The organism is Promicromonospora sp. NPDC110617, assembly GCF_055598465.1.
The window spans coordinates 2,170,191-2,190,361 of the sequence record NZ_JBVKBM010000001.1 but is presented as its reverse complement, the minus strand read 5'-3'; the positions used below and the strand labels follow the sequence as shown (position 1 = coordinate 2,190,361).

The window sequence follows — 20,171 nt, the reverse complement described above, 5'->3', positions numbered from 1 at the left end:
ACAGAATGGGGACCATGCCCACGCCCGACGACCCGCTCTCCCGGTTCGGACCGGCCACCCGCACGTGGTTCACCGGTGCCTTCGCCCAGCCCACCGCCGCCCAGGCCGGCGCATGGGACGCCGTCGCGCGTGACCAGCACGCGCTCGTGGTGGCACCGACCGGGTCGGGCAAGACCCTCGCGGCGTTCCTCTGGTCGATCGACCGGATCATGTCCGAGCCCGTGCCCCAGGAGCGGGCGCGCCGCTGCCGCGTGCTGTACGTGTCGCCCCTGAAGGCCCTGGCCGCGGACGTGCAGCGCAACCTGCGCTCCCCGCTGACGGGCATCCGGCAGGCCGCCGCACGCGACGGCATCGAGGTGCCCGACGTCACCGTCGGCATGCGCACGGGCGACACGCCCGCGAGCGAGCGGCGCGCGTTCGCCACGCGTCCGCCGGACATCCTGGTCACCACGCCGGAGTCCCTCTTCCTCATCCTCACCTCGTCGGCCCGCGCCGGGCTCGCGGGCGTCGAGACCGTGGTGCTCGACGAGATCCACGCCGTCGCGGGCACCAAGCGCGGCGCCCACCTCGCCCTGAGCCTGGAGCGCCTCGACGCCCTGCTCGACCGGCCGGCGCAGCGGATCGGCCTGTCCGCCACGGTGCGCCCGGTCGAGGCCGTCGCCCGGTTCCTCGGCGGCGGCCGCTCCGACGAGTCGGCGCGCGAGGTCGTCGTCGTGCAGCCACCGTCGCACAAGGAATGGGCCATCGACGTCGTCGTACCGGTGCCAGACCTCGCGGACCTGGGGAGCGCGCCCAGTGCAGGCGTGCCGGACCCGGGCCGCGACGACGGGGCCGGGCCGGGCACGGGCGACGACGAGATCGACCTCTCGGGCGAGGCGACCCAGCCCCTGCGCAAGGCCTCGGTCTGGCCGCACGTGGAGGAGCGCGTGGTCGACCTCGTGGCCGACCACACCTCCACCATCGTCTTCACCAACAACCGGCGCGGCGCCGAGCGGCTGACCGCCCGGATGAACGAGGTCTGGGCCCAGCGGCAGGGGCTCGACATCGCCGACCCGGCCAGCACCTGGGCCGCGCTCGTTCCCGGGCAGTCCGGCACGGCCGCCGGGATCCCCCGGCCCGTACCCGGCGAACGCGGCATGCCCGAGGCCGTCCCCGGACAGCCGCCGTCCCCGGACGGGGCCGACCGGGCAGAGGCCGTGCTCGCGCGCGCCCACCACGGGTCGATGAGCCGCGCGGAGCGCACCCGCACCGAGACGGAGCTCAAGGAGGGCCGGCTGCCCGCCGTGGTCGCGACGTCGTCCCTGGAGCTCGGCATCGACATGGGCGCCGTGGACCTCGTGGTGCAGGTGGGCGCGCCGCCGTCGGTCGCCAGCGGGCTGCAGCGCATCGGCCGTGCCGGCCACCAGGTGGGCGCAGTCTCCAAGGGCGTGGTGTTCCCGATGTTCCGGGGCGACCTCGTGCCGGCGACCGTCATCGCGCAGCGCATGCGCACGGGTGCCATCGAGCACATGCACGTGCCGGCCAACCCGCTCGACGTCCTGGCGCAGCAGGTGGTCGCGGCGCTGGCCGTGGACGACTGGGACGAGGCCGAGCTGCTCGCGCTGGTCCGCCGGGCCGCGCCGTTCGCGCACGTCGGCGACGCCACCTGGCGCGCCGTGCTCGACATGCTCGCCGGGCGCTACCCCAGCGAGGACTTCGCGGAGCTGCGGGCTCGCATCACCTGGGACCGCGCCACGGGTCTGCTGCGGGGCCGACCCGGCGCCCTGCGCCTGGCCGCCACGAGCGGCGGCACCATCCCCGACAAGGGCGCCTACGGCGTCTTCCTCGCCACCGACGCGACGGACGGCGGCGTGCTCGCCGACGGCACCTCCGGCGGGACGAGCAGCACCAGGCCCCGCGGAGGCCGGCGCGTGGGCGAGCTCGACGAGGAGATGGTCTACGAGTCCCGGGTGGGCGACACGTTCACGCTGGGTTCGAGCACCTGGCGCATCGAGGAGATCACCACCGACCGGGTGCTGGTCACCCCGGCGCCCGGCCTGCCTGGTCGCCTCCCCTTCTGGAAGGGCGACGCCCCCGGCCGCCCGGCCGAGCTCGGGCGCGCGGTCGGCGCGTTCGTCCGCGAGGCCGACGCCGCTCTGGCCGCCGACGTCGACGCCGGGCGCAAGCACCTGCGCGAGGCCGGGCTCGACGACTGGGCCGCGGACAACCTCGCCGCCTACCTCACCGAGCAGCGGCTCGGCACGGGCCGGGTGCCCGACGACCGGACGGTCGTGGTCGAGCGGTTCCGCGACGAGCTGGGCGACTGGCGCGTGGTGATCCACTCGCCGCTCGGGGCGCGCGTGCACGCGCCGTGGGCGCTCGTGATCAGCGCCCGCCTGCGGGCCCGGTTCGGCCTGGACGTGGCCGCCATGCACTCGGACGACGGGATCGTGCTGCGGCTGCCCGACTCGGGCGGCGGCTGGGACGGCGACCCGTGGGGCACGGACGGGGCCGGTACCGAGGAGCTGGACGGGCCGGCCACCGGGGCCGGTCACGGGGCCCTCGACGGCGAGGCCCACCCGCAGCACGTCCCGGGCCGGGTCACGCTCGAGGACCTGCTGCTGGACCCGGACGAGGTGCTGGGCGCCGTCCGCGACGAGCTGGGCTCCTCGGTCATGTTCGCCGCGCGGTTCCGGGAGGCAGCAGCGCGCGCCCTCCTGCTCCCGCGACGCCGGCCGGACAAGCGGCAGCCCCTGTGGCAGCAGCGCCAGCGGTCGGCCCAGCTCCTGGAGGTGGCCAGCCAGTTCCCGGACTTCCCGATCGTGCTGGAGGCCGCCCGCGAGTGCCTCCAGGACGACTTCGACGTGGCGGCGCTGGCCGACCTCATGCGCGAGATCGGCCAGGGCGGCGTCCGGGTGGTCGAGGTCACGACCCCGACGCCGTCGCCGTTCGCCCAGTCGCTCCTGTTCGGCTACACCGCGCAGTTCCTGTACGACGGCGACGCGCCGCTGGCCGAGCGCCGCGCGGCAGCCCTGTCGCTGGACCCGGAGCTGCTCGCCGAGCTGCTCGGGGAGCAGGGGTCCGCCGACCTGGCCGACCTGCTCGACCCGGGGGCCGTGGAACGCACCGAGGCCGAGCTCGCCGGGCTCGCCCCGGACCGGCAGGCCCGCGACGCCGAGGGGCTGTGGGACCTGCTGCGGCGCACGGGACCGCATCCGCTGGACGCCCTGGAGGCACGTACCCGGGAGGACGCCCGCCACGCCGTGGCGCACTGGCTCGAGGAGCTGGAGGCCACGCGCCGGGTGATCCGGGTCCGGTTCGCCGGCCGGGAGCAGTGGGCGGTCGCGGAGGACGCGGGCCGGCTCCGCGACGCGCTCGGCGTGGCGCTCCCGGTGGGCATCCCCGAGACGTTCACCGAGCTGGTCCCCGACCCCCTCGGCGACCTGCTGCGCCGCCACGCCCGCACGCACGGGCCGTTCGGCGCGCAGGCCCCAGCCCAGCGGTTCGGGCTGGGCGTCGCGGTCGTCGCCCAGGGCCTGGCCCGGCTGGAGGCGGACGGCGCGCTCGCCCGCGGGCGGCTGCGGCCCGGCGCGCTCGGCGGCACGGGCGACGAGTGGTGCGACCCCGGGGTGCTGCGCCTGCTGCGGCGGCGGTCCCTGGCGGTGCTGCGGGCCGAGGTGGAGCCCGTGGAGCAGGAGGCCCTCGGCGCCTTCCTCCCCCGCTGGCAGAACGTGTCCACGGGCCTGCTGCGCGGCGCGGACGGGCTGGTCCAGGCGATCGAGCAGCTCGCGGGGGCGGCGGTCCCGGCGTCGGCCCTGGAGACCCTGGTGCTGCCCGCCCGGGTGACCGACTACTCCCCCGCCCTGCTCGACGAGCTGACGGTGGCGGGCGAGGTGCTGTGGGCCGGGCACTCCCGCCTGCCCGGCTCGGGCGGCGGGGACGGGCTGGTCTCCCTCCACCTGGCGGACGGCGCCCCGCTCACCCTGCCCCCGCTCGAACCGGTCGAGGAGGAGAGCCCGCTCGACTCCGACCTGCACCGCGCGGTGCTCGACCTGCTGACGGGGTCGGGCGGGTTCTTCCTCCCGCGCGTCGCCGAGCTCACGTCCGCCGAGCCGGACGCCGTGCTGGAGGTGCTCTGGGACCTCGTCTGGGCCGGCCAGGTCACCAACGACGGGCTGGGCGCGCTGCGCGAGCGGGTCAGCGGCGGCGGCGCCCACCGCGCGCCTCGCACGGCCGCCCGGGCCCGTCCGGTGCGCCGGTCCCGGTTCGCCGTGTCCCCCGGACGTCCCGCCTCGGCCCTCCGGACCGGCGCCTCGACCGTGGGTGGCGGCGGCCGCTGGGCCGCCCTGCCGATGCGCGAGGCGGACCCCACGCTGCACGCCCACGCCCTGACCCAGGTGCTGCTCGAACGGCACGGGGTGCTGACCCGGTCCGCCGCAGCCGCGGAGGGCGTCGGGGCGGGCTACCGAGACGTGTACCGCGTGCTGTCCGGCCTGGAGGAGCGCGGCGCGGTGCGCCGCGGGTACTTCGTGGAGCACCTCGGCGGGTCGCAGTTCGCCCTGCCCGGCGCCGTCGACCGGCTGCGGGTGGATGCCGCCGACCGCACCCGGATCGTCGAGTCGGAGCTGGAGGTCGCGGAGCGGACGGCCGCCGTCGCGGCCCCCACCGGCGCCGCCAGCGCGAGCGGCGTCGTCGTGCTGGCCGCGATGGACCCGGCCAACCCCTACGGCGCGGCGCTCGCCTGGCCCACCGGCCCGGCGGCGGACGCCGGAACGGCGGCAGCGGGACCGGGCACCGCGGAGCCGAACCCCGCGGAACCGGGTACCGCGTCCGACGGCGCCCCCGGCAGCAGGCCCACGCACCGGCCCGGCCGCAAGGCCGGTGCCGTCGTGGTGCTCACCCACGGCGACCTGACCCTGTTCGTGGAGCGGGGCGGGCGCACGGTGCTGTCGTTCACCGAGAACCCCGCCCGGCTCACGACGGCGGCCGCCGCACTGGCCAGGACCGTCCGGGAGGGCCGGCTCGGGCGGCTGGTGGTCCAGCGCGTCGACGGCGTACCCGCGCTGGAGGCCGCGCGGCACCGTCCGACGGCGCGCGCGCTCGTCGAGGCGGGCTTCGCGATCACTCCACGCGGTCTGCGGATCTCGGTCCGCTGAACGCCAGCGCGGGGCTCGCGCCGTCGAGCGGTCCGACGGCGTCGAGCGGCCCGATCTCGTCCAGCACCCCGTCCGGGCCCTCCCGGTCGATGGTCGCCCCGAGCAGGAACAGGTAGGCGATCATGATCACGAACCCCACCCGCTCGATGAGGCCGAACGCCGCGATGCCCGAGTCGGCGAGGTAGACCAGCGACAGGTGGATCACCAGGAACAGCCCGACCGCGACGCCGAGCGCGCCGGCCGCCGACCGCAGGGCACGCGGGAAGGCCGAGCGCGGCCGAGTGATCGACCGTTCCAGGCTCAGCCCGACCACGGGGAGCACGCAGAAGGCCGTGGCGGCGCTGACCCGGTGGATGACGGCGGACAGCGATGCGTCCGTCCCGGGCGGGTCCGTGGGGAACGCCCCGACCAGGACCATCGCGACGGCGAAGACGATCATCGCGCCCGCGGGCACCGGGCCGACGGCGAGGCCGGTGCGGTACATCCGCACGGTGAGGATGAGGCCGAGGACGGCCAGGATCACCCCGCCGGCCAGGATCATCTCGCCGCCGCCGGGCACGAAGGCGTACCAGCTGATCGGGTCGAGCACCGGGTCGACCACGGACGCGCCCAGCACGTGCGCGGCGATCATCGGCAGCAGAGCGGTCGCGCCGAACCAGCTCACGGTCCGGGTGTTGCGGGGGTCTGGGGAGGCCATCGGCTGGTCCGGGCGTTCGCCCAGGTCAGCGGTTACAACGGTCATGGGACAAGAGTTGCCGAGCGGACGCCGGAAAGCCATCGGGTTTACCCCCGGTCACGCCCTGACCCGCACTGGGGGCCATCCCTGACCGACCGCCCGCGGCCCGGTGCCTCGGTTCCGGCCCCATCCAGATCACATGGGTGATATGCCGGTTGTGCCGCCTTCCTCGGCCGACCGCGCACTACGCTGAAGCCCCACGACGAGGGGAGCGCCCGTGCCCGAGGGGGATGTCCTGCGCCTCACCGCCGAGCGCCTCACCGCGGCGCTGCGCGGCCTGCCGCTCGTCCGTGCGGAGCTGCGCTGGCCCAGCGCCGGCGCCGCCAACCTGACCGGGGCGACCGCCCTGGAGACCAGCGCGTACGGCAAGCACCTGCTCACCCGGCTCGACGACGGCCGCACCCTGCACACGCACCTGCGCATGGAGGGGCTGTGGAAGGTGCACCGAACCGGCTCCCGGGACGCCTCGGCCCGCAACCCCGCGATCCGCGCCGTGCTCGCCACCGACGCCTGGACCGCCACCGGGTGGCACCTCGGCATGCTCGACCTGCTGCGCACGCACGACGAGAGCCGCATCCTCAACGGCCTGGGCCCGGACGTGCTCGGTGCCGACTTTCCCAGCACCGGGCTGGCGGACGGCGTGGCGCGGCTCGTCCGCGAGCCCGAGCGGCCCCTGTGCGCCGCCCTGCTGGACCAGCGCACCGTCGCGGGCATCGGCACCATCTGGATGGCCGAGTCGCTCTTCGCGCGACGGCTGTGGCCGTGGCAGCCGGCCGGCGCGCTGCCCGAGGGCGAACGCGCGGTGCTGCTGCGCACGGCGCGCCGGCTCATGGAGCGCAGCGTCACCGTCGGACGGGCGCGCGGCCTGGGGGCCGTCGAGATGCACGTGCACGGGCGGGCGGGCCGGCCGTGCCACCGGTGCGGTACCCCGGTCGCGGTCGGCACGGCGAACGAGAAGCCCTACGAGCGGCCGGTCTTCTGGTGCCCCACGTGCCAGGCCGGTCCGGCCTAGGGCGACGCCCGCCCGGCACCGGCGCCAGCCCAAGGCCCGAACGCAGCGGAGCGGGGCACCACCTCGGTGGTGCCCCGCTCCGGTTCTGCCCAGCTGTGGCTCTCGCCCCGCCGGCCTGTCAGCCGACCGGTGCCAGGTCGGACGGGTCGACCTCCCGCCGCGCTGCGGTCCGGTCGCCTCCCCTGGCCAGCAGCCCGGCGACGAAGTCCGCCGGGATCGTGTCGGGAATCTGGAATCCTTCGGCCACCGCGACGCGGTCGCTCACCTCACGCAGCACCAAGGACAGCGGCACGTCGAGCGCCTCGCAGATGGAACCGAGCAGCTCGGACGACGCCTCCTTCTGCCCGCGCTCCACCTCACTGAGGTAACCCAGCGACACCCGCGCCGCCGACGACACCTCACGGAGGGTGCGCCCCTGACGCTGCCGCGTGTCTCGCAGCACGTCTCCGATTTCTCGCCGTAGTACGACCATCTCGCGCCCCCTTTCAGTGCCTGTCCCTGACCTCACGCCCTGCCCTGCCTGGACCGGACGCGCCTTGCGTGTGGTACGGCCTCCGTGCGCGGAGGTCGTTCTACCGTACCCCGCGCCCGAAGAGTTCTTCCGCCGGCCCCGAGTGGTCGGCCTGTTCGTGATCACACCGGGACCAACGCTGTTGGTATGAGCCTTGTTCCCGAAGTGTTCCCGCGTCAAGCCCTGTGCAAGATTAAGCCAAGAAGTTTCACTTGTCTGTAACTTCAGGGAACCTATCTGGGTAGGAGTCGGTTTTTTCACCCGCCGCCTCGCTGACGAGCACCGACGCGAGCTCGATGACCCCGCGCGCCGCGTCGCCGATGATCTGCGGCCGGTCGCCCGTCAGCTCCAGCCGGTGCACCTCGGAGGCGACCGGGGTGCTCACTGCGACGAAGACCACACCCGGCGGCTGCCCGTCCTGCGGGTCGGGGCCCGCGACCCCGGTCGTGGCGAGGCCGACGTCGGCCCCCGTCGCCCGGCGCACGCCGTCCGCCATCTGGGCGGCCACGGCCTCGTCCACGGCCCCGCGCTCGGCGAGCAGGTCCGCGTCCACGCCGAGCAGCGCGGCCTTGAGGTCGGTGGCGTAGGCGACGACGCCGCCGCGCAGCACCTTGGACGCGCCCGGCACCGACACGAGCGTGGCCGTGACCAGCCCGCCCGTCAGCGACTCGGCCACGCCGATGGTCCAGCCGCGGGCGGCCGCCGCCGCCAGCAGGCGCGGCGCCGTCATGCCTGCGGCGTCCGGGCCCGGGCGTCGCGCCGGATCTTCCAGCCCTGGTAGACGTACTCGACGCCGGTCACGACCGTCACGACGAACGCCGCCAGGAGTACGACCCACGCGATCACGGTGAGCCAGTCGAGACCCTCGCGCGGGAGCAGGAACAGCGAGATCGCCACGGTCTGCAGCACGGTCTTGAGCTTGCCGCCCCGGGACGCCGGCATGACCTCGTACTTGACCATGCCCAGGCGCATGAACGTGATGCCCAGCTCGCGCACCAGGATCACCACGGGGATCCACCAGGGCAGCTCGCCGAGCGGGATCCAGAGCAGGATCAGGGCCGCGCCCACGAGCAGCTTGTCCGCGATGGGGTCGAGCAGCTTGCCGAGGTCGGTGATGAGGCCGCGCGACCGCGCGAGGTAGCCGTCGACCTTGTCCGACACCGCCGCGACCACGAAGATCGCCGTGGCCACGAGCCGCCACGTCGTGTCGTCCCCGCCTTCGACGAGAAGTGCCCAGGCGAAGAACGGGACCATGGCGATGCGAATCATCGTGACGATGTTCGCAATGTTCCAGGGCGACGGAGCGTCGTTGACCATTGCTCAAGCCTAGCCGCGGTTCACCCGCGCCCCGGACCGAGCACCGTCGACGCCCGGTCGCTCCTTCCCCCGACCTGCCATAACATCCGGGAGTGGTCAACGTCCGCCCGCTGCGGTTCCTCGCGTCCGCCGCGGTGACCTGTGCCCTCGCGGCCACGTCGACAGGCTGCACGCCCGCCCCCGGCGTGCCGGTGCCCACCGGCTCCGGCGGCGCCTCCACGACGTCCTCCGTGACGTCCTCCCCCGCGGCGCCTCCGGCGTCCGCCACCCCCTCCCCGGAGCCCACGCCCACGCCGCAGGACGTCGAGCTCACGCTGCTCGCCGCGGGCGACGTCCTGACCCACGACCCGGTCAACGACTCGGCGGCGGGGCCGGACGGGTTCGACTACTCGCCGCTGCTGGCGGGCATCGACCCGTGGGTCGCCCGCGCGGACCTCGCCCTGTGCCACCTGGAGGTGCCGGTCGCGCCGCCGGGCACGCAGCCGGCGGGCTACCCCGTGTTCCGCGCGCCCAAGGAGATCGTCCGCGACCTGGGCGAGCAGGGCTGGGACGGCTGCTCGACGGCGTCCAACCATGCGGCCGACTCCGGCTACGACGGCATCGCCGCGACGCTCGGGGCGCTCGACCGGGCCGGGATGGGTCACGCCGGGACCGCGCGCAACAAGCGCGAGTCGAGGAGCCCCCAGCTCTACGAGCTGCGGCGGGAGGGCCGGACCGTCACGGTCGCCCACCTGTCGGCGGCCTACGGGCTGAACGGGCTGGAGCCGCCCCACGGCCCCTGGTCGGTGGACCTCATCGACGCCGGCCGGATCATCGAGCAGGCCAAGGCGGCGCGCGCCGCGGGAGCGGACCTGGTGGTGGTCAGCCTGCACGACGGCACGGAGTACGTCACCGCACCCACCGACCACCAGAAGGAGACCGCCAAGGCCCTGGCCAGGTCCCGCCAGGTGGACCTCGTGATCGGGCACCACGCCCACGTGCCGCAGCCGCTGGAGCACCTGCGGGGTGGCCCGGGCGGCGACGGGATGTGGGTGGCCTACGGCCTCGGCAACCTGCTGTCCAACCAGGGCACGCAGTGCTGCGTGGCGGCGTCCGCCGTCGGCCTGCTGCTGGTCGCGGACGTCGTGCAGCGCCCCGGCGGGCCGGCCCGGGTCACGGACGCGCGCTGGGCGGCGACGACGGTCGACCGCGGCGCCGGGCACCGGCTGCACTGGACCCGTGACGCGCTGGCCCACCCGGACCGCGGAACGCTCGGCACGGGCGAGCTCACCGGCCGCCTCCGGATCGCCCAGGAGGCAGCCGGGGACGCGGCGGAGGAGCAGCGCCGCCCGCCCCGGGAGCCCGCGGGCGAGCCGCCCGTGGTGGTCAGGCGCGCCGGCTGACGGTCAGCGCACGGCCTCGGCGTCGTCGTGGTAGTCCCGGGCGACCGGCGGCATGTGCCCGTCCGTGCCGTCGGCGTACTGGTCGGCCGAGCCGTAGGACCCGCCGTCGTCCGGCTCGGCGTCGGGCGACGCCTGGTCGAAGACCTGGGCCGGCTGCTCGCCGCGGATCAGCGCGAGCGCGGAGGGCAGGTCGTCGGCGGCCACGAGCACGTCGCGCGCCTTGGAGCCCTCCGAGGGCCCCACGATCTCCCGCGACTCCAGCAGGTCCATGAGACGCCCCGCCTTGGCGAAGCCCACGCGGAGCTTGCGCTGGAGCATGGACGTGGACCCGAACTGGGTGGTGACCACGAGCTCGGTGGCCTGCAGCAGCAGGTCGAGGTCGTCGCCGATGTCCTCGTCGACCTGCTTCTTGGCCGCGGCGGGCGCGGCGACGTCCTCGCGGTAGATGGGCTTGAGCTGGCCCTTGACGTGCTCGACCACCTGGTGCACCTCGGACTCGGTGACCCAGGCGCCCTGCACGCGCATCGGCTTGGCCGCGCCCATGGGCAGGAACAGGGCGTCGCCCTGGCCGATGAGCTTCTCCGCGCCGGGCTGGTCCAGGACCACGCGCGAGTCGGCGAGCGAGGACGTGGCGAAGGCGAGCCGCGAGGGCACGTTCGCCTTGATCAGGCCGGTCACGACGTCGACGGACGGGCGCTGCGTGGCCAGCACGAGGTGGATGCCCGCGGCGCGGGCGAGCTGCGTGATGCGCTGGATCGAGGCCTCGACGTCGCGCGGGGCGACCATCATGAGGTCCGCGAGCTCGTCGACCACCACGAGCAGGTACGGGTACGGCGCGATCTTGCGCTCCGAGCCCGGCAGCGGCTTGACCTTGCCGGCGCGGACGGCGACGTTGAAGTCGTCGACGTGCTTGTAGCCGAAGGTCGCCAGGTCGTCGTAGCGGGCGTCCATCTCGCGCACCACCCAGTCGAGGGCTTCGGCGGCCTTCTTGGGGCTGGTGATGATCGGCGTGATCAGGTGCGGGATGCCCTCGTAGATCGTGAGCTCGACGCGCTTGGGGTCCACCAGGATGAGACGCACCTGCTCCGGCGTCGACCGCATGAGGATCGAGGTGATCATCGAGTTGATGAAGCTCGACTTGCCGGCGCCGGTGGCGCCCGCCACGAGGATGTGGGGCATCTTGGCCAGGTTCGCGACCACGTAGCCGCCCTCGACGTCCTTGCCCACGCCCATGACCATCGGGTGCTCGGTGCGCCGCGCGGCGCCGGAGCGCAGCACGTCGCCCAGCACCACGGTCTCGCGGTCGGAGTTGGGGATCTCGATACCGATCGCGGACTTGCCCGGGATGGGCGACAGGATGCGCACGTCCGCGCTCGCCACCGCGTACGCGATGTTGTTGGACAGCGACGTGATGCGCTCGACCTTGGTCTTGGCACCCACCTCGACCTCGTACCGGGTGACCGTCGGGCCGCGGCTGAAACCGGTGACCTTCGCGTCGACGCCGAACTGCTCGAAGACGCCCGTCAGCGACTCGACCACCCGGTCGTTCGCGGCCGACCGCGCCTTGTGCGGCGGCCCCTGGACCAGCAGCTCCTCGTCGGGGAGCAGGTAGACGGTGTCGCCCTCGAGCATGGGCTGCACGCCCCGCGGCATGGGCTCGCCCGCCCGGGGTGGCTTGGGCCCGTCGTTCCTCGCCGACGCCGGCTCGCCGTCCGGCCCGAGGACGCCGGGGCCGATGGCGGGGGCGCCGGTGACCTTGCCGGCGGACTGGCTGGTGGGGATGCGCTGGGTCGTGGCCTTCCCGGCCTTGCCGGCCCGCTGCTCGACCTCGGCGGCCTTCTCGAAGGCCTCGTCGCCGGTGAACCCGGCCAGGCGCTCCTTCTCGGCGGCGATCTCCTGCTTGGTGCGGCGCTTGCGGCGCCTGGGCTCCGGCGTGCCGTCGTGGGCGGAGACGCCGTCGGCCAGGGCGAGCCCGTCCTCGCCGACCTCGTCCGCCTCGCGGTGGTTGCCCGTGAGCCGGTCGTAGAGGCCGCGCAGGCGGGCGGGGATCCGGTGCACCGGCGTGGCGGTGACGATGAGGACGCCGAAGAACCCGGCCAGCACGTAGAGCGGGATGGCGAACCACTGCGTGAGCCCCGTGACCACCGGGGTGGCGAACAGGAACCCGATCACGCCCCCGGCGTCCTGCACGGGGGTGAACCCGTCCGCGGGCGAGGGCAGGCCGGCGCTGATGTGCACCAGGGAGCACGTGGCGACGACCAGGAAGCTGAGCCCGATCGCCACCCGGCCGTTCTGCTGGGTGCGCTCCGGGTGGCGCATGACGCGGAAGGCGAGCCACATGAGCAGCACGGGGAGGGCCACGCCCGCGACGCCGAGCGTGCCCGCGACCACCGCGTGCACGCCGTCGCCGAAGGGGCCGTCGATCCCCCACCACTCACGCGCCGCGACGATGACCGCCACGGCGAGAAGTGCGAAGCCGACGCCGTCGCGCCGGTGGTCCGGTTCCAGTTCCTGCCCTCCCTGCCCTTCCGCGTTCTGCGTGCCCGTGCCGGAGCCGTCGGGCGCGGTCCGCGGTCCGGCGGCGCGGGTGGCACCGCCGACCGCGTGCGCCATGCCCATCCAGAGTCCGCGGACCGCCCGGACCGGCCACGGCGGGCGGGACGGTGCGGCCGCAGCCTTCGGCGCCGGGCGGGTAGCCCCCCGGCGCTGTGTCGATCGCTTCGACGCTGCGGCCCGGGGCTTGGCGCTCTTCGCGCCCTGCCCGGAGCTCTTCCCGGAACCTCGCCGGGCCGACGTGCGGGTCGCCATGATGTCGCCACCGTAACCGGATGCGACGGCCCGGCCCAGGACCCCTTGCGGTGTGTCCCGGACCGGGCCGTCGTCCGGTATGTCTGATCCGCTCAGGCCAGGAGCAGGCCGATCGCGAGCATCACCACGCCCGCGCCCAGGACCACGGCACCCACGGGCAGCAGCACGACGGCGCGGTTGGGGCGGGTACGCCCCTGCCCGATCGCGGAGAGGAAGAACCCCGCGGGCAGGAGGATCGCGGCGCACAGCACGCCGGTGGCGGCGAGCCAGCGGGCGAAGCCGGTCAGGTCCGTCGCCTCCGTCAGCAGCAGGCAGAGCAGGCCGAGGATCACCAGCACGCCCGCGTGCGCGTGGCCGGCCCGGAAGAAGCTCTTCTGCAGGTCGGTGGTGGGAAGCCGGCCGCCGAAGACCTTGAGCAGGAAGAAGCCGCCGGACTCGATCCCGACGACGGTCAGCAGCACGATGCCCGCGGTGATGCGGGCCGGGTCCGAGAGCTCGAGCACGACGTCCTCCTGGGCGTGGTTCGTTGTTCTGTAACAGTGTTATCAAACATCGTTCGCAAACTCGCGTCAAGACTTCTAGACTCGCGGCATGGCCCGACCCCGACTGCACGACGACGCCCTGCGCACCCGCCTCCTGGAGGTCACCTCCCAGGTGGTCTCGTCCGACGGCGAGGGCGCGGTCACCGTACGCAAGGTCGCGGCCGAGGCGGGGACCAGCGCGTCGGCGGTCTACGCGCTGCTCGGCTCGCGCGAGGCGCTGGTCGGGGCGGTCGCCGAGGAGGGGTTCCGGCGGTTCGCCGAGCACCTGGCCGCCGTCGGGCAGGGCGAGGATCCGGCGGCGGACCTCCGCGACCTCGGCCGTGCCTACCGGAGGTTCGCCCTGGCGGACCCGCACTTCTACCGCGTCATGTTCTACCGCGGGGTGGCGCCGGCGGACCGGGAGCCGGCGGCCGCCGTCGACAGCCCGACGTTCCGCGTGCTGCACGACGCCGTCGCCCGGGTCCTGCGCGGCGCCCCGCCGGAGCACGTGCTGACCGCCGCCCTGGGGCTGTGGGGCCTGGTGCACGGGCTGGTGTCGCTCGAGCTCGCCGGGCTGCTGCCGGGCGACGAGGTGGCACGGGCGGCCGCGTTCGACGCGGCCGCCGGGACGGCGGGGTCGGCGCTGCTGCGCGGCTGAGGGCTCGGCGCCCGCCCGCTCAGCGCCTGAACCCTCAGCCCTGGGCCACGCGCCAGGCCTCGACGTCGGCCAGGTAGGCCGCGACCCGGTCGCCGGGCAGGAACGAGCCCCGGAAGGACGCCGCCGCGAGCGCCGCCCGCTGGTCGCGCGTCAGGGCGAAGGCGGCGGTGACGGCGTCGTCGACGTCGTCCACGTAGGCGCCGAAATACGGCGGGTCGTCGGAGTTGAGGCTGACGAGCATGCCGGCGGCGATCGTGTCGGGCAGCGGGTGCGCGGCCAGGGAGGGGACGGCGCGCAGGCGCACGTTGGACACCGGGCAGACGGTGAAGGGGATCTGCTCTGCGGCGACGCGGGCCACGAGGGCGGGGTCCTGGACGACGGCGATGCCGTGGTCGATCCGCTCGGCGTGCAGCAGGTCGAGGGCGTCGCGGACGTTCGCGGCCGGCCCCTCCTCCCCCGCGTGGGCGGTGCGGCGCAGACCGGCCGCCTCCGCGCGGGTGTAGAGGTCGGTGAACAGGCCGGGCGGGTAGCCGATCTCGGCGTTGTCCAGGCCGATGCCCACGATCGGCGCGTCCATGGCGAGCAGGCGCTCCAGGACGTCGAGCGCGTCGACGACGGGCCGGTCGCGGTGGAACGCGGCGATGAGCAGGGTCGAGACGCCGTGGTCGGCGGCGCTGTTCGCCAGGACGCCGGCGATGCCGCCGACGACGTCCTCCAGCGGGACGCCGCGCGCGAGGTGGGCCTGCGGGTCGAAGCTGATCTCCGCGTGCCGTACGCCCGCGCGGGCCGCGCGGGTCAGGTAGGCGCGCGTGAGGTCGGCGAAGTCGGCCGCGGTGCGCAGCACGGCCATGTTCGCGGTGTACAGCTCCAGGAAGGCGGGCAGGTCCGCGAAGTCGTAGGCGGCGCGCAGGCTCCCCGGGTCCGGGTAGGGCAGGACGACGCCGTTGCGAGCCGCGAGCTCGAAGGCCAGCTCCGGCTCCAGGGTGCCCTCGACGTGCACGTGCAGCTCTGCCCGCGGCGGGCGGGACGACGGTGCGCTCGTGGTCATGACGGCAGGTTACGTGCCGGACTTTCCTGGGGAGTGTCAGAGGGCGCTACTAGCATCGCGCCCACCATGACGACGCAAGAGACCCCGACGGATTCACCGCACACGTTCCAGGTCGACCTTCGTGGGTTGGTGGACCTGTTGTCCCAGCACCTGTACGCCAGCCCCCGCGTCTACGTGCGCGAGCTGCTCCAGAACGGCGTCGACGCGATCACCGCGCGGCGCGCCCTCGACCCCGGCGCTCCCGGCACGGTGCGCATCCGGGCGACCGGCACCGCGCTGCGGGTCACCGACTCCGGGATCGGCCTGACCGAGCCGGAGGTGCACCTGCTACTGGCCACGATCGGCCGCAGCTCCAAGCGCGACGGCCTCCAGGAGGCCCGCAAGGAGTTCCTCGGCCAGTTCGGCATCGGCCTGCTGGCCTGCTTCGTCGTGGCGGAGACCATCCGGGTGGTGAGCCGTTCGGCCCGCACGCCCGGTGCCCTGCCCGTCGAGTGGGTGGCGCGCGGCGACGGCTCGTACACGGTCCGTACGCTCGACCCGGCCGAGCACCCGGAGCCGGGCACCACCGTCCACCTCGAGGCCCGCCGCGGGAGCGAGCAGTGGTTCGAGGCCGACCGGGTGGCCGACCTCGCCGCCGACTTCGGCGCGCTCCTGCCGTACGACGTCCGCGTGGGCGACGAGCCGATCACCGGGCAGCGGCCGCCGTGGGAGTCCGAGCACCCCAGCCCGACGGCGCGGGCCGCCGCGCTGTCCGCCTACTGCCAGGACACGTTCGGCTTCGCGCCGCTCGACTCGGTCGAGCTGGACCTGCCGCTCGTCGGCATCCGCGGGGTCGCCTACGTGCTGCCGGGCGTGGTCAGCCCCGCGCAGCGCGGCGGGCACCGCGTGCACCTCAAGGGCATGCTGCTCACCGACCGCGCCGAGACCCTGCTGCCCGACTGGGCGTTCTTCGTGCGATGCGTGCTCGACACCGACACGCTGCGCCCCACGGCCAGCCGCGAGCAGCTCTATGAGGACGAGACGCTGGCCGCCGTCCGCGAGGCGCTGGGCGACCGAGTGCGCGGCTGGCTCGCGCAGGTCGCGACCACCTCGCCGGAGCGCCTGCGGCGCTTCCTGGCCGTGCACCACCTGGGGGTCAAGGCGCTCGCCCTGCACGACGACGACGTGCTGCGCACCATGCTCCCGTGGCTGCCCTTCGAGACGTCGGAGGGCGAGCTGACGCTCGACGACCTCGCCCGCCGGCACCGGACCGTGCACTTCACGCGCACGGTCGACGAGTTCCGGCAGGTCTCGGCGATCGCCGCGGCGCAGGGCATGGCCGTGGTCAACGGCGGGTACACCTACGACGCCGCGCTGGTCGAGGCGCTCCCGCTGGTCCGGCCCGAGGTCGCCGTCGAGGAGCTGGACGCGTCGGTCGTCACCGCGCACCTCGACCACGTCGACCCGGCGGCCGAGCTCGCGTTGGCCCCGTTCCTCGCCACCGCCCGGGTGCGCCTCGACCCGCTGGACTGCGACGTCGCGGTCCGGGCGTTCCACCCGGCGTCGCTGGCCGCGATCCACCTGGACGACCGGTCCGCCCGGCACGAGCGTGCCCGTGCCGAGGCCGAGAGCCAGGCCGACGACCTGTGGGCCGGCATCCTCGGCTCCCTGCGCGACGAGGCGCCCCGCGCCCGGCTCGTGCTGAACCACCTCAACCCGCTGGTGCGCCGCATCGCGGGGCTGTCCGAGCCCGACCTGGCCGGCGTGGCCGTCGAGGCCCTGTACGGGCAGTCGCTGCTCCAGGCCCGCCGTCCCCTGCGCCCGGTGGACCAGGCGCTCGTGAACCGCGCGTTCGGCGAGCTGCTGGAGTGGGCCACGCCCGTCGTGCCACCAGCCCGCGACGACCGGCCGGACGACCGGCCCGACACCCAGGAGACCGACCGATGACCGAGATCACCGACCTCGCGACGCTCCAGGAGGCGATCTGGGAGAACAACCAGCGTCCCCACGGCACCTCGCAGGCCGCAGCGGCGGAGAACATCCTCGCCCAGGCCGAGCTCCTCGGGCCGGCGGCCGAGATCAAGGCGGTCTTCCACCTGATCAGCGCGTACGAGTTCAGCGCGGACCGGCACAAGGTGCTGGTCCCGTTCGCGCGCGCCCTGCGGCTGTGGGACCAGGACCCGAGCGCCTTCGACCACGCTGCCACCCACGCACTGTTCTGGGACTTCAAGTGGGTGACCACAGGCATGCTCGACCTGCCCCGGGTGCCGCTCGCCGCGATCGAGAACTGGCTCACCGAGATGGACCGCCGCTACCGGCTCGCGGGGCACACCGACCGGGCCGTGCGGATGTCGGAGTTCTACATCGCCGACCATGTGGGCGACACCGAACGGGCGCGGCGGGCGTTCGACGGCTGGCTCGCCGCCGAGCGCGGCGAGATGGCGGACTGCCACGCCTGCGAGACCGCCCGGCAGGGCGAGTTCTACTCCGACGAGGGTGACGACGCCAAGGCGGTCCGGCACTGGGCGCCCGTGCTCGACGGCCGGCTGACCTGCGCCGAGGAGCCGCACCGTGCGCTGGCGCGCTCGCTGCTGCCCCTGGTCCGGCTGGGCCGCCTCGACGAGGCGCGGACCAACCACCTGCGCGGCTACCCCATGGTCAAGGGCTCGGAGAGCCTGATGCACTCCGTGGCCAAGCACATCGAGTTCTGCGCGCTGACCGGCAACGAGGCGCGCGCGCTCGAGCTGCTCGCCGACACCCCCGGCTACTTCCAGGCCGACGGCGAGCCCGAGCCCCGCATGGGCTTCTACGCCGTGACCGCGCTGCTCATGGACCGCCTCGTCGCCCTCGGCCGCGGCGACCTGCGGGTCACCGGACCCGCCGGCCGCCCGTGGACCGCCGCCGAGCTGGCCGGGCACGCCCGGACCGAGGCCCTGACGCTGGCCGGCCGGTTCGACGCGCGCAACGGCACGACCGCGGTGAGCGAGCGGGTGCGGGCCGGCCTCGACGCCCGGCCGCTGCTGGACCGGCTGCCGCTGGGCCTGCGCGCTGTGCTCCCGACGGCCGGGGCCGGCGCGTCCTCGGCCGGCGAGGCGCCCGAGTCGGACGTGGGGCCGGCGTCCGGCGTCACGCCGGGCAGGATCGCCCCGCCGGAGCGCGCGGCCGGTGCCACGCCGGCCGATGCCGACGACGCGGGGGAAGCCGAGGGTGCCGGCGACGCCGACGAGATGCCCGCCGCCGTCCGCGCGGCGCTCGACCGGTACGACAAGGCCCGGGAGAACGAGGACCTGGCCGGTATGCGAGCGGGCATGTCGGAGGCGATCGACCAGGCCGGCGAGGCCGCGGCCCCCGGCTGGCGCGCAGGCGCGCACCTGCAGCTCTCCGAGGTGCTGGCCGCCGAGGAGGACCTGCCCGGCGCCGTCCACCACGCCTACGAGGCCGTGGCCTGGGCCGACCTCGCCGACCGGAAGGTCGCGGTCGTGGCCAGGACCCGGCTCGGCGCCCACCTGATGGCGGGCCGCCGGCTCGCCGAGGCTGCCCCGGTGCTGGAGCAGGCCCTGGCCGACCTGGACCCCTCCCTCGAGGTGCACGGCGAGGGCACCCTCGTGCAGGTCCGCTGGTGGCTCGGCGACTGTGCGGCCGACCGCCACGAGCCCGCGGAGGCCGCCAAGCACTGGCTCGCCGCCGCGCAGGTCGCGCAGCACTGGCCGGAGCAGGACGACCACGCGATGCTCGCCACCCTCGCCGCGGAGGCCCTGGAGCGGGCCGGGGAGAACCTGTCGGCGGAGCTGGCGTACGAGCGGGCGGCGGACCTGTGGGCCGAGACGGGCGACGCACTCCGTCAGGTGCGCACCACCCGCGCGTGGGCGTGGGCCGTCCGCGGCCGCGACGTCGCCGAGGCGGGCCGGATCATGACCGGCGCGACCCGGGTGTGCGAGGCCGCGCTCGCCGACTCGACCGACCCCGACGAGCTCGCCGAGCTGCGGCTCCAGCTTCCCGAGACGCTCGAGCAGCACGCTCGGGTGATCGCCGACGAGGACGTGGAGACCGGCCGCTTCGGCGGGCTCTACGCCGGCGCCCTGGAGGAGGCGTACGCGCTCGCGAGCCGCGCCGAGTCCCTCCTGCGGGAGTCCGACGACGTCGCCCGCTGGTGCCGCGGCGCCCTCCTGGCCGCGGAGCTCGCAGTCGAGTCGGGCAGCACCGCGAGCGGCCTGGAGCTGGTGGCGGCTGTGGAGGCGCGGATCGAGGGCGACGACGAGCTCAGCGGCTTCCGCGGCCACGCGGGCTGGATCCGCGACCAGGTCACCGCCTGACCCACGCACTGTGCGTCCGGCCGGCCCACCACGGGCCGGCCGGACGCGCCGGGCTGCCGGTCAGCGACGCGCCACGACCGGGTGCGGCACCGTCCGGTACAGCCGCACCGAGGCCAGCAGCAGCCAGGCGAACCCGGCCACCACGGCCAGCCACAGCCCGGCCATGCCCGCGGGGCCCAGCGCTACGCCGCCCACGAAGCCCACCAGGACCACGACGCCCGCCACCCGGGACCACGCCGCGGCCCGCCCGTCGCCGCGCCGGGCGAACCACCCGCCGAGCAGCAGCGCCGCCACCCCGAGCGACACGAACCCGACACCGCCGAACGCGAGGTGCAGGATGCCGGAGGTCCCCGGCGTCGTGGCACCGTCCTGACCGGGCGGGAACCCGGGCATCGGGTCGGGCGGGAAGACCGCGCTCGCGATCATCGCGATGCCGTAGATCCCCACGGCGATCCCCGTGCCGCGCGCGTGCGCCCGCGCCATGCCCACGCCGGCGACGAGCACCATCAGGCCGCTCAGCGCCAGGTTGGTGACCTGCATCCAGCCGAGCTCGCCCAGCATGAGCACGCTCAGCGGGTGCCGCGAGAAGTCGAAGCCGTCCCGGGTCAGCGCCAGCATCAGCCCCACCACCAGGTAGAACGGCCCCGCCACCACTCCCCAGCCGAGCATCGACCGCGTCACCGCGGCCGCCGTGTCGAACTCCGTCTCCTGTGCCATCTCGTCCTCCGCAACCGTCGCGCCGGCGGGGTGC

General features: G+C 75.0%; 14 protein-coding genes. 6 read left to right on the top strand and 8 right to left on the bottom strand.

Annotated features, from left to right (window positions below; translation table 11 throughout):
* Window positions 1-5 precede the first annotated feature (5 nt).
* Window positions 6-5,135: an Lhr family helicase gene (locus ACZ7LE_RS09600; protein WP_470403041.1), complete on the top strand. Its 5,130-nt coding sequence runs from the start codon at window positions 6-8 to the stop codon at window positions 5,133-5,135.
* Here ACZ7LE_RS09600 and ACZ7LE_RS09595 read toward each other — a convergent pair.
* Entirely contained in the window at window positions 5,101-5,877 is a 777-nt protein-coding gene (locus ACZ7LE_RS09595) for a DUF998 domain-containing protein (RefSeq protein WP_470403040.1), read from the bottom strand. The two genes, ACZ7LE_RS09600 and ACZ7LE_RS09595, sit on opposite strands and share 35 nt — an antisense overlap.
* Before the next feature lie 211 nt (window positions 5,878-6,088).
* Here ACZ7LE_RS09595 and ACZ7LE_RS09590 point away from each other — a divergent pair, with 211 nt between their 5' ends.
* On the top strand, window positions 6,089-6,883 hold the full coding sequence (locus tag ACZ7LE_RS09590; RefSeq protein WP_470403039.1) for a DNA-formamidopyrimidine glycosylase family protein: 795 nt from the start codon (window positions 6,089-6,091) through the stop codon (window positions 6,881-6,883).
* A 118-nt stretch (window positions 6,884-7,001) separates the two neighbouring features.
* Here the strand turns inward: ACZ7LE_RS09590 and ACZ7LE_RS09585 are convergent, their stop codons facing one another.
* The 3 genes from ACZ7LE_RS09585 to pgsA form a co-directional block, all read right to left on the bottom strand.
* Window positions 7,002-7,355, bottom strand: coding sequence for a helix-turn-helix domain-containing protein (locus tag ACZ7LE_RS09585; protein ID WP_182614568.1), 354 nt, complete (start codon window positions 7,353-7,355; stop codon window positions 7,002-7,004).
* 247 nt (window positions 7,356-7,602) lie between these two features.
* On the bottom strand, window positions 7,603-8,124 hold the full coding sequence (locus tag ACZ7LE_RS09580; protein WP_470403038.1) for a CinA family protein: 522 nt from the start codon (window positions 8,122-8,124) through the stop codon (window positions 7,603-7,605).
* Window positions 8,121-8,711, bottom strand: a complete 591-nt coding sequence (pgsA, locus tag ACZ7LE_RS09575; protein ID WP_470403037.1) for a CDP-diacylglycerol--glycerol-3-phosphate 3-phosphatidyltransferase — start codon at window positions 8,709-8,711, stop codon at window positions 8,121-8,123. Before pgsA ends, ACZ7LE_RS09580 begins: the two co-directional genes overlap by 4 nt.
* Window positions 8,712-8,803: 92 nt before the next feature.
* Between pgsA and ACZ7LE_RS09570 the strand changes: the two genes are divergently transcribed.
* Entirely contained in the window at window positions 8,804-10,093 is a 1,290-nt protein-coding gene (locus tag ACZ7LE_RS09570; RefSeq protein ID WP_470403036.1) for a CapA family protein, read from the top strand.
* Between the two features lie 3 nt (window positions 10,094-10,096).
* On the opposite strand, the gene ACZ7LE_RS09565 is transcribed toward ACZ7LE_RS09570, so the two are convergent.
* On the bottom strand, window positions 10,097-12,706 hold the full coding sequence (locus ACZ7LE_RS09565) for an FtsK/SpoIIIE family DNA translocase (RefSeq protein WP_470403035.1): 2,610 nt from the start codon (window positions 12,704-12,706) through the stop codon (window positions 10,097-10,099).
* Between the two features lie 287 nt (window positions 12,707-12,993).
* Window positions 12,994-13,404 carry a hypothetical protein gene (locus ACZ7LE_RS09560; RefSeq protein WP_470403034.1) on the bottom strand — a complete coding sequence of 137 codons (411 nt, stop codon included), beginning with the start codon at window positions 13,402-13,404 and terminating at the stop codon, window positions 12,994-12,996.
* A gap of 88 nt (window positions 13,405-13,492) precedes the next feature.
* Between ACZ7LE_RS09560 and ACZ7LE_RS09555 the strand changes: the two genes are divergently transcribed.
* Complete coding sequence (locus tag ACZ7LE_RS09555; protein WP_470403033.1) at window positions 13,493-14,080, top strand: TetR/AcrR family transcriptional regulator; 588 nt, start codon at window positions 13,493-13,495, stop codon at window positions 14,078-14,080.
* A gap of 34 nt (window positions 14,081-14,114) precedes the next feature.
* On the opposite strand, the gene add is transcribed toward ACZ7LE_RS09555, so the two are convergent.
* Window positions 14,115-15,128 carry an adenosine deaminase gene (gene add, locus ACZ7LE_RS09550; RefSeq protein WP_470403032.1) on the bottom strand — a complete coding sequence of 338 codons (1,014 nt, stop codon included), beginning with the start codon at window positions 15,126-15,128 and terminating at the stop codon, window positions 14,115-14,117.
* A 66-nt stretch (window positions 15,129-15,194) separates the two neighbouring features.
* Between add and ACZ7LE_RS09545 the strand changes: the two genes are divergently transcribed.
* Together ACZ7LE_RS09545 and ACZ7LE_RS09540 are read left to right on the top strand one after the other, a co-directional pair.
* Window positions 15,195-17,054 carry an HSP90 family protein gene (locus ACZ7LE_RS09545; RefSeq protein WP_470403031.1) on the top strand — a complete coding sequence of 620 codons (1,860 nt, stop codon included), beginning with the start codon at window positions 15,195-15,197 and terminating at the stop codon, window positions 17,052-17,054.
* Complete coding sequence (locus tag ACZ7LE_RS09540; protein WP_470403030.1) at window positions 17,051-19,420, top strand: hypothetical protein; 2,370 nt, start codon at window positions 17,051-17,053, stop codon at window positions 19,418-19,420. Before ACZ7LE_RS09545 ends, ACZ7LE_RS09540 begins: the two co-directional genes overlap by 4 nt.
* 60 nt (window positions 19,421-19,480) lie before the next feature.
* Here the strand turns inward: ACZ7LE_RS09540 and ACZ7LE_RS09535 are convergent, their stop codons facing one another.
* Window positions 19,481-20,137 (bottom strand): DUF998 domain-containing protein, encoded by a 657-nt coding sequence (locus ACZ7LE_RS09535; RefSeq protein WP_470403029.1) that lies wholly within the window; start codon window positions 20,135-20,137, stop codon window positions 19,481-19,483.
* Window positions 20,138-20,171 lie beyond the last annotated feature (34 nt).